This window comes from Polaribacter sp. (assembly GCF_024639685.1).
In the GTDB taxonomy this organism is placed as follows: Bacteria; Bacteroidota; Bacteroidia; order Flavobacteriales; family Flavobacteriaceae; genus Polaribacter.
Genome location: NZ_JAHEHX010000002.1, coordinates 1 through 15701, shown reverse-complemented (window position 1 = coordinate 15701; position 15701 = coordinate 1). Strand labels below are relative to the sequence as shown.

12 protein-coding genes are annotated in these 15701 nt (G+C 31.5%); 4 read left to right on the top strand and 8 right to left on the bottom strand.

Translation table 11 applies throughout. The annotated features are described in order from the left end of the window. Nucleotides 1–105 precede the first annotated feature (105 nt). Both Q0L44_RS01360 and Q0L44_RS01355 read right to left on the bottom strand, forming a co-directional pair. The gene (locus tag Q0L44_RS01360) at nt 106–546 is read right to left on the bottom strand and encodes an FKBP-type peptidyl-prolyl cis-trans isomerase (RefSeq protein WP_296634234.1); all 441 of its coding nucleotides are present in this window, start codon (nt 544–546) and stop codon (nt 106–108) included. 19 nt (nt 547–565) lie between these two features. Continuing rightward, a complete protein-coding gene (locus tag Q0L44_RS01355) occupies nt 566–3997 on the bottom strand; it encodes a methylmalonyl-CoA mutase family protein (RefSeq protein ID WP_296634233.1) in 3432 nt (1143 codons plus the stop codon). A 168-nt stretch (nt 3998–4165) separates the two neighbouring features. Between Q0L44_RS01355 and Q0L44_RS01350 the strand changes: the two genes are divergently transcribed. Continuing rightward, entirely contained in the window at nt 4166–4705 is a 540-nt protein-coding gene (locus Q0L44_RS01350; protein ID WP_296634230.1) for a DUF4136 domain-containing protein, read from the top strand. A 70-nt stretch (nt 4706–4775) separates the two neighbouring features. Here the strand turns inward: Q0L44_RS01350 and Q0L44_RS01345 are convergent, their stop codons facing one another. Next, on the bottom strand, nt 4776–5801 hold the full coding sequence (locus Q0L44_RS01345) for a glutamine synthetase beta-grasp domain-containing protein (protein WP_296634228.1): 1026 nt from the start codon (nt 5799–5801) through the stop codon (nt 4776–4778). A 164-nt stretch (nt 5802–5965) separates the two neighbouring features. Between Q0L44_RS01345 and Q0L44_RS01340 the strand changes: the two genes are divergently transcribed. The 3 genes from Q0L44_RS01340 (at nt 5966) to prfA (ending at nt 11380) form a co-directional block, all read left to right on the top strand. Beyond that, the gene (locus Q0L44_RS01340; RefSeq protein WP_296634226.1) at nt 5966–8149 is read left to right on the top strand and encodes a glutamine synthetase III; all 2184 of its coding nucleotides are present in this window, start codon (nt 5966–5968) and stop codon (nt 8147–8149) included. A 69-nt stretch (nt 8150–8218) separates the two neighbouring features. Continuing rightward, entirely contained in the window at nt 8219–9400 is a 1182-nt protein-coding gene (locus Q0L44_RS01335; protein ID WP_296634224.1) for an AIR synthase related protein, read from the top strand. Nucleotides 9401–10303: 903 nt separating this feature from the next. Next, on the top strand, nt 10304–11380 hold the full coding sequence (gene prfA / locus Q0L44_RS01330) for a peptide chain release factor 1 (RefSeq protein ID WP_296634221.1): 1077 nt from the start codon (nt 10304–10306) through the stop codon (nt 11378–11380). A gap of 87 nt (nt 11381–11467) precedes the next feature. On the opposite strand, the gene Q0L44_RS01325 is transcribed toward prfA, so the two are convergent. The 5 genes from Q0L44_RS01325 to thrS all read right to left on the bottom strand — a co-directional run bounded on the left by Q0L44_RS01325 (nt 11468) and on the right by thrS (nt 15434). Next, complete coding sequence (locus Q0L44_RS01325) at nt 11468–12046, bottom strand: hypothetical protein (protein ID WP_296634219.1); 579 nt, start codon at nt 12044–12046, stop codon at nt 11468–11470. An 81-nt stretch (nt 12047–12127) separates the two neighbouring features. Beyond that, nucleotides 12128–12472, bottom strand: a complete 345-nt coding sequence (rplT, locus tag Q0L44_RS01320) for a 50S ribosomal protein L20 (protein WP_296634216.1) — start codon at nt 12470–12472, stop codon at nt 12128–12130. 99 nt (nt 12473–12571) lie between these two features. Then, complete coding sequence (gene rpmI, locus Q0L44_RS01315) at nt 12572–12769, bottom strand: 50S ribosomal protein L35 (RefSeq protein WP_015480931.1); 198 nt, start codon at nt 12767–12769, stop codon at nt 12572–12574. A gap of 96 nt (nt 12770–12865) precedes the next feature. Further along, on the bottom strand, nt 12866–13384 hold the full coding sequence (infC, locus tag Q0L44_RS01310; protein WP_296634701.1) for a translation initiation factor IF-3: 519 nt from the start codon (nt 13382–13384) through the stop codon (nt 12866–12868). 106 nt (nt 13385–13490) lie between these two features. Then, a complete protein-coding gene (gene thrS / locus Q0L44_RS01305) occupies nt 13491–15434 on the bottom strand; it encodes a threonine--tRNA ligase (RefSeq protein WP_296634208.1) in 1944 nt (647 codons plus the stop codon). Nucleotides 15435–15701 lie beyond the last annotated feature (267 nt).

Sequence of the window (15701 nt, the reverse complement as noted above, 5' to 3'; positions counted from 1 at the left end):
TCTAAGGTAAGCATTTGAAAAGAATTTTGATGAATCTGAAATTCTAAAACAAAAAAAGCGACCAAGAATTATCTTAATCGCTTTAAATTTATAAGTTCGTTTAATTTAATTAATGCTTATTAAATTAATATCAAAAACCAATACTGCTCCTCCAGGAATAGAACTCGAACCTTTGTTCCCATATGCTAATCTAGAAGGGATAATAAAAGTACCTGAACCACCAGGTTTTAAAAGTTGTACACTTTGCGAAAATCCAGGAATTACTGCAGATAAATTAAATGTAGCATTCATAGATTGATCAAAAATACTATTGTCTAAAAAATAACCTTTATAGCCAATAGTCACATTAGAATTTACAGTAGGTGCATTTCCAGATCCATCTGTATTTATGATATAATAGATTCCAGAGTTGGTTTTTTGAGTCGTTAAATTATTTTCTTGTATGTACTCTTTAATATCCATCTCATTTTGTGCTGTAAAGTCTGTCTCTTCATCAGAACAAGAAAATGTCAAGGTTAGTAAAAAGATTAATATTATTTTCTTCATGGTCATTTAAATTATTTACTTACATATTCCTTCGATATTGTCCACCAACTTTAAATAAAGCCTCTGTAATTTGCCCTAAGGAACAAACTTTGGTTGCCTCCATTAATTTGTCAAAAAGGTTCTCATTATTAATGGCAGCTTCTTGCAAAATAGTAATTTGTGAGGCTACTTTTTTAGGATTTGCTTCATTCAACAATTCCTTGGTTTTTATTTGCTGTTGCTTTTCTTCTTCAGTAGCTCTAATTACTTCTGCAGGTTGCACTGTAGGTGATCCTTTAGAACTCAAGAAGGTGTTTACGCCAATAATTGGGAATTCTCCTGTATGCTTTAAAGTTTCATAATACAAACTCTCTTCTTGTATCTTAGAACGCTGATACATGGTTTCCATAGCTCCTAAAACGCCTCCTCTTTCTGTAATTCTATCAAACTCTAACAATACAGCTTCCTCTACTAAATCTGTTAACTCTTCAATAATAAAAGCACCTTGAATTGGGTTTTCGTTTTTAGATAAACCTAATTCTTTATTGATGATTAACTGTATAGCCATAGCTCTTCTTACAGATTCTTCTGTAGGGGTAGTAATGGCCTCATCATACGCATTTGTATGTAACGAATTACAGTTATCATTAATAGCATATAAAGCTTGCAATGTTGTTCTAATATCATTAAAATCAATTTCTTGTGCATGTAAAGATCGTCCAGAAGTTTGAATATGATATTTCAAAATCTGTGCTCTTGGGTTAGCTCCATATTTATTTTTCATGGCTTTTGCCCAAATTTTACGAGCAACTCTTCCAATAACTGAATATTCAGGATCTATACCATTTGAAAAGAAGAACGATAAGTTGGGTCCGAATTTATTAATATCCATTCCTCTACTTAAATAGTATTCTAAATAGGTAAATCCGTTAGATAATGTTAACGCCAATTGGGTAATAGGATTGGCACCAGCTTCTGCAATGTGATACCCAGAAATAGAAACGGAGTAAAAATTACGTACTTGTTTCTCAATAAAATATTCTTGTACATCTCCCATTAAACGCAACGCAAATTCTGTAGAAAAGATACATGTATTTTGTGCTTGATCTTCCTTTAAAATATCTGCTTGTACAGTACCTCTAACTTGCGTTAAAGTATCTTTTTTAATTTGTTGATACACATCAGAAGGTAAAACCAGATCCCCAGTTAAACCTAAAAGCATCAACCCTAAACCATTATTCCCTTCAGGTAAATTTCCTTGATAGGTAGGTCTTTCAATTTCTTTATCATCATAAATCTCTTTGAATTTAGCTTCTACATCAGCTCCTAAATTATGTTCTTTGATGTATTTCTCACAATTCTGATCAATAGCTGCATTCATAAAGAAACCTAATAACATAGGTGCAGGTCCATTAATGGTCATAGAAACAGATGTCATATTGTGGCTTAAATCGAAACCAGAATATAGTTTCTTTGCGTCATCTAAACAGCAAATAGAAACCCCTGCATTTCCAATTTTACCGTAAATATCTGGTCTACGACCAGGATCATTTCCATATAAAGTGACCGAATCAAAAGCGGTAGAAAGCCTTTTTGCATCCATACCTAAACTTACATAATGAAAACGTCTGTTGGTTCTTTCTGGGCCACCTTCTCCCGCAAACATTCTTGTAGGGTCTTCGCCTGTTCTTTTAAAAGGATATAAACCTGCTGTGTATGGGAATTCTCCGGGAACATTTTCTTGTAAATTCCAACGTAATAAATCTCCCCAAGCTTGGTATTTTGGTAAAGCTACTTTTGGAATTTGTGTATGAGAAAGCGATTCGCTATGTGTTTGTATTTTTATTTCTTTATCCCTAACTTTAAAAGAGTAAATAGGATTTTTGTACTTCTGAACCTTTTCTTGCCAGTTTAAAATGATTTCCCAATGGTATGGATTTAAGTTCATTTTTACTTTTTCGAATTGTGCGATTAGCAATTTTACAAATTGCAAATCGTCACCCTGAACTTGTTTCAGGATCTCATCAGAATCTAATCCAGTTTTAGTAAGTGCAATAGACGTGTTCGTGATCGACGCTATAGTTTGATGAATTCCATATAATTTTTGAGCTACTACTACTTGCTCATCAACCTTATCATCATAAGACCTGTTATTTTCTGCTATTTCAGATAAATAACGAACTCTTGCTGGTGGAATTACAAATATCTTTTCAGACATTGCTGTTGTAATTTCCATTTTAGAATGTAAATCAGCTTTCGTTTTTTCTACTAATTTATCCATAATACGTTTGTATAACGTATTCATTCCTGGATCATTAAATTGCGATGCAATAGTTCCAATTACAGGCATGTCATCCATATGAACCTCCCATAAATTATTATTACGCATGTATTGCTTTTTTACATCACGAATTGCATCTAAAGCACCTCTTTTATCAAATTTGTTGATAGCAACTAAATCTGCAAAATCCAACATATCAATCTTTTCTAATTGCGTTGCTGCTCCAAATTCTGGAGTCATTACATACAAAGAAGTGTCAGAATGTTCTATAATTTCGGTATCAGATTGTCCAATACCAGAAGTTTCTAAAATAATTAAATCGAATTCTGCAGCTTTTAAAACTTGTACTGCTTCATTCACATATTTAGATAAGGCTAAGTTAGATTGACGTGTTGCCAAAGAACGCATGTACACACGCTCATTATTAATGGCATTCATTCTAATTCTGTCTCCTAAAAGTGCACCACCTGTTTTTCTTTTTGATGGATCTACAGAAATTAAACCAATTCTTTTTTCAGGGAAATCGATTAAAAATCGTCTTACCAATTCATCAACTAAAGATGATTTACCTGCACCACCAGTACCTGTAATGCCCAAAACCGGAGTTTTAGAAGTTTTATTTTTGTCGTGTATTTTTTGTAAAGTATCTTTTGCTATTTCAGGAAAATTTTCTGTAGAAGAAATTACTCTTGCAATAGCGCCAATTTTTTTATTTGCTAACTCTTCTTGTGTTACATTTAATTCATTTCCAATTGCAAAATCAGATTTTTCAACTAGGTCATTAATCATTCCTTGTAAGCCTAATTCTCTTCCATCATCAGGTGAATAAATTCTGGTAATTCCATAATCCATCAATTCAGCGATTTCTTCTGGTAAAATTACCCCACCTCCACCACCAAAAATTTTGATGTGTCCTGCACCTTTTTCTTTCAAAAGATCATACATGTATTTAAAATACTCATTATGACCACCTTGATAAGAGGTAATCGCAATAGCGTTCACATCTTCTTGAATAGCACAATTCACTACTTCTTCTACAGACCTATCATGCCCTAAATGAATTACTTCTACACCTGTAGATTGAATAATTCTACGCATTATATTTATTGCAGCATCATGCCCATCAAAAAGAGCAGCGGCAGTTACAATTCTTACTTTATGTTTAGGTTTATAAGCAGGTATTTGTTCCATTCGTAATAAATCTTTGAATTTAGTGCTGCAATTTACGAAAATCTTAAAAAATTAAATGATTCTTTATGATTTTTAAAATAGCTTTAACGTTAGTTTAAAATTTGATGTACTTTGGCATGCTTATTGATTTTTAGTTAAGTACTATAAACTATTAAAAACTATATATCTATGAAATATTTTAAACCCTTATTGCTAGCTTTAGTAGTTGCATTGAGTTCTTGTAATACTGTAAAAGTGGTTACAGACTATGATACTAAAGCAGATTTTAATAAATATAAAACGTTTGCTTTTTACAAAACAGGCATTGATAAAGCAGCTATTTCTAGTTTAGATAAAAAACGAGTTTTACGATCAATTGAAACAGAATTGTTAGCTCAAGGTTTTACCAAGTCTGATAATCCAGATATGTTGGTTAGTATTTTTACAAAGTCTAGAAGGAAAGTTAATGTAAACCAGAACAATATGGGGTATGGTTTTGGATGGGGTTGGAACCCTTGGATGTGGAATGGAATGAACAATAATGTAAATGTTTCTGAATATACAGAAGGAACACTTTTTATAGACTTTATAGATAAAGACAAGAAAGAATTAATTTGGCAAGGGATAGGAACAGGAGCATTAAAAATCCAAAATGTAGAAAAGAAGGAAGAGAGAATTCGATTATTTGTTAAAGAAATTATCTCTAGATATCCTCCAAGTCAAGAATAATAGAAATTATTCTGCATAAAAAAACTCCGAAAATTTATTTCGGAGTTTTTCATTTTTATAAACTTTTAATTTAGCTGATGTTAGCAGACTTAACAGTCTTAATAATTCTACCAGCAATTTTATATGGGTCTCCATTAGAAGCAGGTCTTCTGTCTTCTAACCAACCTTTCCATCCTTTTTCTACTGTAATAATAGGTATTCTAATTGATGCTCCTCTATCAGAAACTCCGTAAGAGAAATCGTTAATTGAAGCAGTCTCATGATCACCAGTTAAACGTTGGTCATTAAACTCACCATAAACAGCAATATGCTCTTTTACAACTGGTCTAAAGGCTTCACATATCTTTTCATAAGTTTCTTGAGAACCACAGGTTCTTAAAACGGTATTAGAGAAATTTGCATGCATACCAGAACCATTCCAGTCCATATCTTTACCTAATGGTTTTGGATGATAGTCTATATAGTAACCATACTGTTCAGTTAATCTGTCTAATAAATAACGAGCAATCCAAATTTCATCACCTGCTTTCTTAGCTCCTTTTGCAAATAATTGAAATTCCCACTGACCTGAAGCAACTTCTTGGTTAATACCTTCAAAGTTTAAACCAGCATCAATACATAAATCTGCATGTTTCTCTACTAATAATCTTCCATGTGTATTTTTACCACCTACAGAACAGTAATACATTCCTTGAGGTGCAGGATAACCACCAATTGGGAAACCAAGAGGTAATTGCGTTTTTGTATCCATGATAAAGTATTCTTGCTCAAAGCCGAACCAGAAATCGTTATCTTCATCTTCAATTGTAGCTCTACCATTAGAAACATGTGGCGTACCATCTGCATTTAAAACCTCTGTCATTACTAAATAACCATTAATTCTTGCAGGATCTGGATAGATTGCAACAGGTTTTAATAAACAGTCAGAAGAACCTCCTGAAGCTTGTTTTGTAGATGAACCGTCAAAAGACCACATACCTAATTCTTCAACAGTTCCTTGAAAATCGTCATGCTCTTCTACCTTGGTTTTACTTCTCATATTTTGAGTTGGAAAATATCCATCTAACCAAATGTATTCTAATTTAATTTTTGCCATAATTCTTGAGTGTAAGATGTTAATTATGCAAAAATCAAATATTTTAATTTGATATCAAAAAAAAAGGGGGTAAAAATTAAAAAATGAATTAAAAAAAACTTTATCCCTAATTTTTAAGAGGTATATTTGCTTTATTATAAAAATAGATCTTTAAAATTTAGATTATGTCAACAATTAGATTTGCTGCATTACAGGAAACCTTAAATAGAAAGCCAGTTTCAATTACAGAAAAAGAACGAAGATCTACCTTGTTTGGTCAGCATGTTTTTAATAAACATGCTATGCAACAGTACTTAACAAGAACCGCTTATGATAGTGTGATTAATGCAATAGAGAAAGGAACAAGGATAGATCGTAAAATTGCAGATCAGGTAGCAGTTAGTATGAAAGATTGGGCCATTTCTAAAGGTGCTACTCATTATACGCACTGGTTTCAACCTTTAACAGGTGCAACTGCGGAAAAGCATGATGCTTTCTTTGAATCAATTAATGGAGGCTTAGCTATGGAAAAGTTTGATGGTGAACAACTAGTTCAACAAGAGCCAGACGCATCTAGCTTTCCAAATGGAGGTATTCGTAATACATTTGAAGCAAGAGGATATACTGCTTGGGATCCAACTTCACCAGCTTTCATCTATGAAACAACATTATGTATACCTACTATATTTGTTTCATATACTGGAGAAGCCCTAGATAATAAAACGCCATTATTAAGGGCGTTACAAGCTATAGACACACATGCGACTGCTGTATGTAAATATTTCGATAAGAATGCATCTAAAGTAAATGCCACTTTAGGTTGGGAGCAAGAATATTTTTTAATAGATGATGCACTTGCGAACTCAAGACCCGATTTAGTTTTAACAGGTAGAACATTATTAGGTCATATACCTGCTAAAGGGCAGCAGTTAGATGATCATTATTTTGGAACAATACCTGCAAGAGCCATGAGTTTTATGCAAGATTTAGAGCAAGAATGTATGTTGTTAGGTATTCCTGTAAAAACAAGACACAATGAAGTTGCTCCAAATCAGTTTGAATTGGCGCCAATTTTTGAAGAAGCTAATTTAGCAGTAGATCATAATTCTTTATTGATGGATGTTATGGAAAAAGTTTCTAAACGCCATCATTTTAAAGTACTGTTTCATGAAAAGCCGTTCGCAGAAATCAATGGTTCAGGTAAGCATAATAATTGGTCATTGTCTACTCCAGATGGAGCAAACTTGTTGAGTCCAGGAAAAACACCAATGAAAAATTTACAGTTCTTAACCTTTTTTATAAATACAATAAAAGCGGTTTATGAGAATGAAGAGTTGTTAAGAGCATCAATAGCATCTGCAAGTAATGATCACAGATTAGGAGCTAATGAAGCACCGCCTGCAATTATATCAGTATTTATAGGAAGCCAATTATCTAACGTGTTAAACGAATTAGAAAATGTTACTAAAGGAAAATTATCACCAGAAGAAAAAACTGATTTAAAATTAAATATTATAGGGAAGATCCCAGAAATACTATTGGATAATACAGATAGAAATAGAACGTCTGCATTCGCGTTTACAGGAAATAAATTCGAGTTTAGAGCAGTAGGATCTTCTGCAAACTCAGCAATACCTATGACAGTTTTAAATACAATAGTTGCAAAACAATTAAAAGAATTTAAAATTGAGGTAGATGCTTTAATAGATGATAAAAAGCTAAAAAAAGATGAGGCTATTTTTAACGTATTGAGAGAGTATATTAAAGACTCTAAAAATATCCGATTCGAAGGAGATGGATATGGAAGTAACTGGGAAAAAGAAGCGAAAAAGAGAGGTTTAAGTAACAACAAAACAACACCAGAGGCGCTACAAATAAAAATCGAAAAATCTACTATAGCTTTGTTTGAGGAAATGAAAGTAATGAATAAGGTAGAGTTAGAGGCGAGGTATGAAATTGATATCGAAGAATACACTAAACGATTACAGATAGAAAGTAGGGTTTTAGGAGATATCGCAAGAAACCACATTGTACCAACTGCTATTATTTATCAAAATACATTATTAGAAAATACAAAGAATTTAAAAGAAATATTTGGCGAGGAATTTAAAAATATAGCTAAAGAGCAGATAGAATTAATCATGACAATCTCTAATCATATTACAGAAATAAATGCACTTACACTTAAAATGATAGAAGAGCGCAGAAATGCAAAAGGTTTAAAAGGCTTAAAATCTGCACAAGCCTATAGCAAAAAAGTAAAACCATATTTTGCAGAAATTAGATTGCATTGTGATAAGTTAGAAACCATGGTAGATGATAATTTATGGCCGTTAACAAAATATAGAGAATTACTGTTTACAAGATAATTGAAAACATTTCATAATTTAGGTATTTTTTTTTGGTAAAAGGTTAAATTTGCATCATAATTTATTACAATGAGTCAAGAAATTTCAAAACGTTACGCGCAAAGAGGAGTGTCAGCTTCTAAAGAAGATGTGCACAATGCTATAAAGAATATAGACAAAGGTTTGTTTCCAAAAGCGTTTTGTAAGATTGTGCCAGATTATTTAACAAATGATGATGAGTATTGTTTAATAATGCATGCAGATGGTGCAGGTACAAAATCATCCTTGGCTTATATGTATTGGAAAGAAACAGGAGATCTTTCTGTTTGGAAAGGCATTGCGCAAGATGCGTTAATCATGAATATTGATGATTTATTGTGTGTAGGTGCTACAGATAATATTATGCTTTCTTCTACGATTGGAAGAAATAAAAGCAAAATTCCTGGAGAAGTTTTGTCAGCAATCATAAACGGAACAGAAGAATTAATCAATGATCTAGAGAAATTCGGAGTAACCATCCATTCAACTGGAGGTGAAACTGCAGATGTTGGTGATTTAGTTCGAACAATAATAGTAGATTCTACTGTAACCGCAAGAATGAAACGAACAAAAGTTATAGACAATGCCAATATTAAGGCAGGTGATGTAATTGTTGGTTTAGCATCTTTTGGACAAGCAACTTACGAAACAGAGTATAATGGAGGAATGGGGTCTAATGGCTTAACTTCTGCTAGACACGATGTTTTCCATAAGTATTTGGCAGAAAAATTTCCAGAAAGTTTTGATGCAACTGTTCCTGAAGATTTAGTCTATTCAGGAAGTACAAAATTAACAGATGCGGTTAAAGAGTCACCCATAGATGCTGGTAAGTTAGTACTTTCTCCAACCCGAACTTATGCACCTATCATTAAAGAAGTTCTTTCTCAATTTTCTTCAGATGAGGTTCACGGAATGATTCATTGTTCTGGTGGTGCTCAAACAAAAATATTACATTTTATAGATAATTTACATATTATTAAAGATAATATGTTTACCATTCCCCCATTATTTAAGTTAATACAAGAACAATCTAAAACAGATTGGAAAGAAATGTATCAAGTGTTTAACTGTGGTCATAGAATGGAACTTTATGTTTCTCCAGAAATTGCAGATCAAATTATTACTATTTCACAGTCATTTAACGTAGATGCGAAGATTATAGGTAGTGTGCAAGAGGCACCTACAAAAAAATTAACCATCAAAAGTGAATTTGGAAACTTTATATACAGTTAATTAAAACGTTAATCAACTATTTTAAAGGATACCAAATACTTTTAAAGCAATAAGAAAACCTAATTTTTAGGTAAATTTATTGTTTTGGTTAAAATTATACCAATTGATAAAGTCCTTTAAAAGAACTTTTTAATGATAAAGTGAAATGATACATAACAATACCTTACAATTAGAAAAAGATAAAATAATTGATTACTAGCTTCGTTTTCAAAATCTGTTAATTAGTATATCTACAAAATACATTAATGCAGATTTAACTAATGTAACAGAATTAATAGAAAATTCTTTAGGGCAAATTGGTCGTTTTGTAGGGGCGGACAGGAGTTATATTTTTTCATATGACTTAGACAATAGCGAATGTTCAAATACATTTGAATGGTGTAAAGATGGTATTGAACCAGAAATTGAAAATCTACAAAAAGTTACAATTAATTTTATCCAACAATGGTTAGATGCTCATAAAAAAGGAGAAGCATTTTATGTTGAAGATGTTAGCCTTCTTCCAAAAAACGGTGAGTTCGGCTTAAGAGCTATTTTAGAACCACAAGGCAAACAAAGTTTAATTGCATTCCTAAAATAAAAAACAATAAGTTAATTGGGTTTGTTGGTTTTGATTCTGTTAAAAAATCCATGTTTATTCTGAAAATGAAAAGAATCTTTTATTTGTTTTTGCAAATATATTGGTTTAGCAATCGTTTAGAAAGTAATAAAATTATATAAAGGAGATATATGGATAGAGAGTGAAGAAAGTGAAGGTACTACAGTTTTCTTTACTGTTTTAAAGTCTTAAAAACGTATATCGTTTGTAATTTGTATTTCAGTAACTTTTAAAGATACTACAACCTTAATAAAATATAAATAAGATAAAAATTGTAAATTCGCAACCCAAGAAAAGAGTAGAAGATGGTAGACAAGTTAAGAATTGTTAAGCAACGTTATGATGAGGTTTCAGATTTAATTATCCAGCCAGAAATTATTATGGATCAAAAGCGTTATGCGCAATTAATGAAAGAATACAAAGATTTAGGAGATGTTGTAAAAAAAGGGAAAGAATATGAAACCTTAATGAATACAATAGAAGAAGCCAAAGAAATTATTTCGGATGGTTCTGACCCTGAAATGACAGAAATGGCCAAAATGGAAATTGATGAAGCCAATACTAGAATACCTCAGTTAGAAGATGAAATTAAATTTTTATTAATACCCAAAGACCCAGAAGATACTAAAAACGCTGTTGTAGAATTACGTGCAGGTACTGGTGGGGATGAGGCTAGTATTTTTGCAGGAGACCTTTTTAGAATGTACACAAAATACTGCGAAAGTAAAGGCTGGAAGGTTTCAACTGTTGATTATTCTGAAGGAACAAATGGAGGTTTTAAAGAAATTCAGTTTGAGGTTAATGGCGATGATGTTTATGGTATTTTAAAATTCGAAGCAGGTGTGCATCGTGTACAAAGAGTCCCACAAACAGAAACACAAGGTAGAGTGCATACTTCTGCAGCAACTTGTATGGTTTTCCCAGAAGCAGAGGAGTTTGATGTAGAGATTAATCCTAAAGATGTAAGAATCGATTTTTTCTGTTCTTCAGGTCCAGGAGGTCAATCTGTAAACACAACCTATTCAGCAGTCCGTCTAACACACATTCCAACTGGTTTAGTAGCGCAATGTCAAGATCAAAAATCTCAACATAAAAATAAAGAAAAGGCCTTTAAAGTATTAAGATCTCGTTTATATGATTTAGAATTAGCAAAAAAACAAGCAGAAGACGCTTTAAAAAGAGGTTCTATGGTTTCTTCAGGCGATAGAAGTGCTAAAATACGAACTTATAACTATGCGCAAGGTAGAGTTACAGATCACAGAATAGGCTTATCCTTGTATGATTTACCAAATATTATGAATGGTGATATCCAAAAAATTATAGATGAGTTAATGTTAGCAGAGAACACCGAAAAACTAAAAGAATTGGGAGACGGTATTTAAGATTAACTTGTATAGTCATAAAAAAACCTCGAAAATAAATTTCGAGGTTTTTTTAAAAAAGTCTTAAAATCAATTAATTTGTGTTAACTAATTGGTTTTTTGTTTATTAATTTCGTCTTGCAATTGCCTTCTTAGTTTTTGTTCCCTTTCTAATGATTTTTTACGATGTATTTCAAATTCTGATTCAACATTTTCTAAATTATCTTCAGCTTCTCTTGTTAATACATGACTTCTATAATATTTAAAAGTAAAATAAGCTAAGCTAGCTCCTAAAACAATAACAATTAACCACATAATTAAATTATAGACTAGCTTACTTACTTGTATACCTAAAAAAGAAATTGAATCCTCTTTGCGTAATGTAACTTTTAATTCATTCTGTACTTTAAGCAAATTACGTTTAAGTAGTTGAACGCTATCTTTTTCAGAAGTTAACGAGCGCTCTTTTTCATCAATAATTTCTGTAAATCTTTTTAGAGAATCTAATACACTTGTTTTTAAATTAAGATACTTACTCTTTGCAATAACTTTGTAGGTTTGATAGGTTGTAGAACTTTTGTAAACTTTATCAAATTGTGTTTCTATTGAAGATTCATTTGTATTTTCTTGAGAATATAATGAAAGAGAAGTAATTATGAATAGTAGGGTTAGTTGTTTAATTTTCATTTTTTATCTATTAGAATGTAAATTTAATAAAAAAACCCAAACTTAACGTTTGGGTTTTTAGATATAAGCAAGTATTATTATTTATTTAATTTTCTCTACAACTGCCTTAAAAGCGTCTGGATTGTTTACCGCTAAATCTGCTAAAACTTTACGGTTTAGTTCAATATTATTAGCTTTTACTTTACCCATAAACTGTGAGTAAGACATTCCATTTAAACGAGCTGCTGCGTTAATACGCGTAATCCATAAAGAACGGAAGTTTCTCTTATTGTTTTTACGGTCTCTGTATGCATATAACATACCTTTTTCTACCGCATTTTTTGCTACTGTATAAACGTTTTTTCTACGTCCAAAGTAACCTTTTGCTGCCTTCAAGATTTTTTTTCTTCTATTTCTTGAGGCTACTGAATTTACTGATCTTGGCATAATTTCAATGTGTTTTGTAGTAGGCGATTCAATTTATGAATACTTTATTATTTTGGCCTAACTCCATGGTTAATATTTAAATTCCCTTTGTTAAACTTGTTATTTTAAGTTTAACATTTGCTTAATGCTAGGCTCATCAGACTTGTGAACTAAAGTATCATGAGTTAGCTTTAACTTACGTTTTTTAGACTTCTTTGTTAAGATGTGACTTTTAAACGCGTGCTTTCTTTTGATTTTACCAGTACCTGTAACTTTAAATCGTTTTTTAGCACTAGATTTGGTTTTCATTTTAGGCATCTCTCCTTCGTTTTAACTTGCTTAATATTGTTTTTCTTAAATTATAAAGATTTAAAAACCTTCAATCTTTAAATCTTTGATTATTCAAGAATCTTTTTATTTTGATTTTTTTGGAGCGATAAACATAATCATACGTTTACCCTCTAGTTTTGGTAATTGCTCTACTTTACCATAATCTTCTAATTCCTGAGCTAATTTTAATAATAAAATTTGCCCTTGTTCTTTAAAGATGATAGAACGACCTTTAAAAAATACAAATGCTTTTAACTTAGCTCCATCTTGTAAGAACTTAACAGCATGTTTCTTTTTAAACTCATAATCATGCTCATCAGTTTGAGGTCCAAAACGTATTTCCTTTATGGTAACTTTAGTAGCTTTAGATTTTAAAGCTTTTTCACGTTTTTTCTGCTCATACAAGAACTTCTTGTAATCAATAATTTTACAAACAGGAGGATTAGCTTTAGGTGAAATTTCAACTAAATCTAATTCTTGTTGTTTTGCCATCTCTTTAGCTTTATCTAAAGGATATACACCAACTTCTATGTTTTCTCCAACCACACGAACTTCATCAACATATTTAATTTTGTCGTTAATTCTGTGTTGATCTTCTTTGATTACTCTTAGTGGTCTTCTAGACCTGCTTCTTCTAATTGCTATGACTTATAATTTTAAATTTAACGTATAACTGCTTTCCAGTTTTTATTTTTGTTGAAATTCAAATTTACTTAAATTTCTTTAATGTTTTACTTTCTTCCTCTTTAATTAAAGATTTAAATGCTTCAATTGTAAAATTTCCAATGTCCCCTTCTCCGTGTTTTCTTACAGAAACTGTTCCATCTTGTTCTTCTTTTTCACCAATAATAACCATAAAAGGTATTTTGCTAACTTCAGCATCTCGTATTTTTCGACCAGTTTTTTCACTTCTGTCATCTACGAGGGCGCGAATTTCGGAATTTTCTAACGATTCTAAAACTTTTTCGGTATATTTTTGATATTTATCGCTGATTGGCAGTATTATAACTTGATCTGGAGTTAACCAAAGAGGAAAGTTACCACCTGTATGCTCTAGCAAAACAGCAATAAAACGTTCCATAGATCCAAATGGTGCTCTATGTATCATTACTGGTCTGTGAGATTGATTGTCAGATCCTGTGTACGTTAAATCAAAACGCTTAGGTAAATTGTAATCAACTTGAATAGTACCTAATTGCCAGCTTCTTCCCAAAGCATCTTTAACCATAAAATCTAATTTAGGTCCATAAAAAGCTGCTTCACCTTCTTCAATTACATAATCTAATCCCTTATCTTTTGCTGCAGAAATAATTGCCTTTTCTGCAATTTCCCAAGTTTCAACATCACCTATATATTTATCTAGGTTTTCCATATCTCTAATAGAAACCTGAGCTGTAAAATCTTCAAAACCTAAAGAACCAAAAACATAAAGCACTAAGTCTATTACCTCTTTGAATTCTTGATCTAATTGCTCTGGAGTACAAAAAATATGAGCATCATCTTGAGTGAAACCTCTTACCCTAGTTAAACCATGTAATTCTCCACTTTGTTCATACCTATATACAGTACCGAATTCTGCAAAACGTTTAGGTAAATCTTTATATGAGTATGGCTTAAAGTTATAAACTTCACAATGATGAGGGCAATTCATTGGTTTTAGTAAAAACTCCTCATCCATTTTAGGTGTTTTTATTGCCTGAAAACTATCTTCACCATATTTCTCATAATGACCAGAAGTAACATATAATTCTTTTTGACCAATATGTGGTGTCATCACCATTTCGTATCCTGCTTTTTTCTGAGCCGCTTTTAAAAAGTTCTGTAAACGTTCACGTAAAGCAGCACCTTTTGGTAACCATAAAGGTAAACCTGCACCTACTTTTTGAGAAAAGGTAAACAATTCTAATTCTTTACCGAGTTTTCGATGATCACGTTTTTTTGCTTCTTCTAATAGCTCTAAGTATTCAGTTAACATTTTTTGTTTTGGGAAGCTTATTCCGTAAACACGAGTTAACTGATTGTTTTTTTCATCACCTCTCCAATAGGCGCCAGCAACATTCATTATTTTGATTGCTTTAATGACACCTGTATTCGGAATGTGTCCTCCTCTACATAAATCTGTAAAATTGCTATGATCACAAAAAGTAATATCCCCATCTGTTAAATTTTCTATTAACTCAACTTTATAAGGGTTGTTTTCTTTCTTATATAATGACAGAGCATCTGTTTTAGATACTTCTCTCATTTTAAATTCATGCTTCCCTCTTGCAATTTCTAGGAACTTTTTTTCGATACTTGGAAAATCTTTTTCTGATATTATTTTTTCTCCTAAATCCAAATCATAGTAGAATCCATTATCAATAGCAGGTCCAATAGTTAGTTTTGCATCTGGGTAAAAACTTAAAATTGCTTCAGCCAATACGTGTGCAGATGAATGCCAGAAAGCTTTTTTACCTTCATTGTCATTAAAAGAGTATAAGATTAACGAACCATCTGTGGTTAATGGAGTTGTGGTTTCAATAGTTGTTCCATTAAAACTTGCCGATATAATATTTCTAGCCAATCCTTCACTAATGCTTTTAGCAACATCAAAAGGAGTGCTATTTAACTTAAACTCCTTAATACTTCCGTCTGGTAACGTAATCTTAATCATGAATATTTAATATTTGATTTGCAAAGGTATTAGAAAACAAATTTTAATACAATATATATCTATACTTATATTCTAAATAAAGCCAATTAAACTAGGTATATCTTTCTCGTAGTAATCTAAGTGGCCTGTAAATTCTTAAAGTCGATTATTTTTCATTTTTTTTTAATGTTATAAGCTTCATTTTTAGAGTGTTTTGTGGTTATGTTTTAAAAAAGGTTTAATTTTTTATTATGAAATAGTTGTGAGAATAGAAATGAGTTGTATATT

Coding starts and splice junctions, on each gene's coding strand:
- Q0L44_RS01350 (WP_296634230.1), top strand. CDS start 4,166: ATGAAATATTTTAAACCCTTATTGCTAGCTTTAGTAGTTGCATTGAGT.
- Q0L44_RS01325 (WP_296634219.1), bottom strand. CDS start 12,046: ATGAAAATTAAACAACTAACCCTACTATTCATAATTACTTCTCTTTCA.
- Q0L44_RS01360 (WP_296634234.1), bottom strand. CDS start 546: ATGAAGAAAATAATATTAATCTTTTTACTAACCTTGACATTTTCTTGT.
- rplT (WP_296634216.1), bottom strand. CDS start 12,472: ATGCCAAGATCAGTAAATTCAGTAGCCTCAAGAAATAGAAGAAAAAAA.
- prfA (WP_296634221.1), top strand. CDS start 10,304: ATGGTAGACAAGTTAAGAATTGTTAAGCAACGTTATGATGAGGTTTCA.
- thrS (WP_296634208.1), bottom strand. CDS start 15,434: ATGATTAAGATTACGTTACCAGACGGAAGTATTAAGGAGTTTAAGTTA.
- Q0L44_RS01340 (WP_296634226.1), top strand. CDS start 5,966: ATGTCAACAATTAGATTTGCTGCATTACAGGAAACCTTAAATAGAAAG.
- Q0L44_RS01355 (WP_296634233.1), bottom strand. CDS start 3,997: ATGGAACAAATACCTGCTTATAAACCTAAACATAAAGTAAGAATTGTA.
- rpmI (WP_015480931.1), bottom strand. CDS start 12,769: ATGCCTAAAATGAAAACCAAATCTAGTGCTAAAAAACGATTTAAAGTT.
- Q0L44_RS01345 (WP_296634228.1), bottom strand. CDS start 5,801: ATGGCAAAAATTAAATTAGAATACATTTGGTTAGATGGATATTTTCCA.
- Q0L44_RS01335 (WP_296634224.1), top strand. CDS start 8,219: ATGAGTCAAGAAATTTCAAAACGTTACGCGCAAAGAGGAGTGTCAGCT.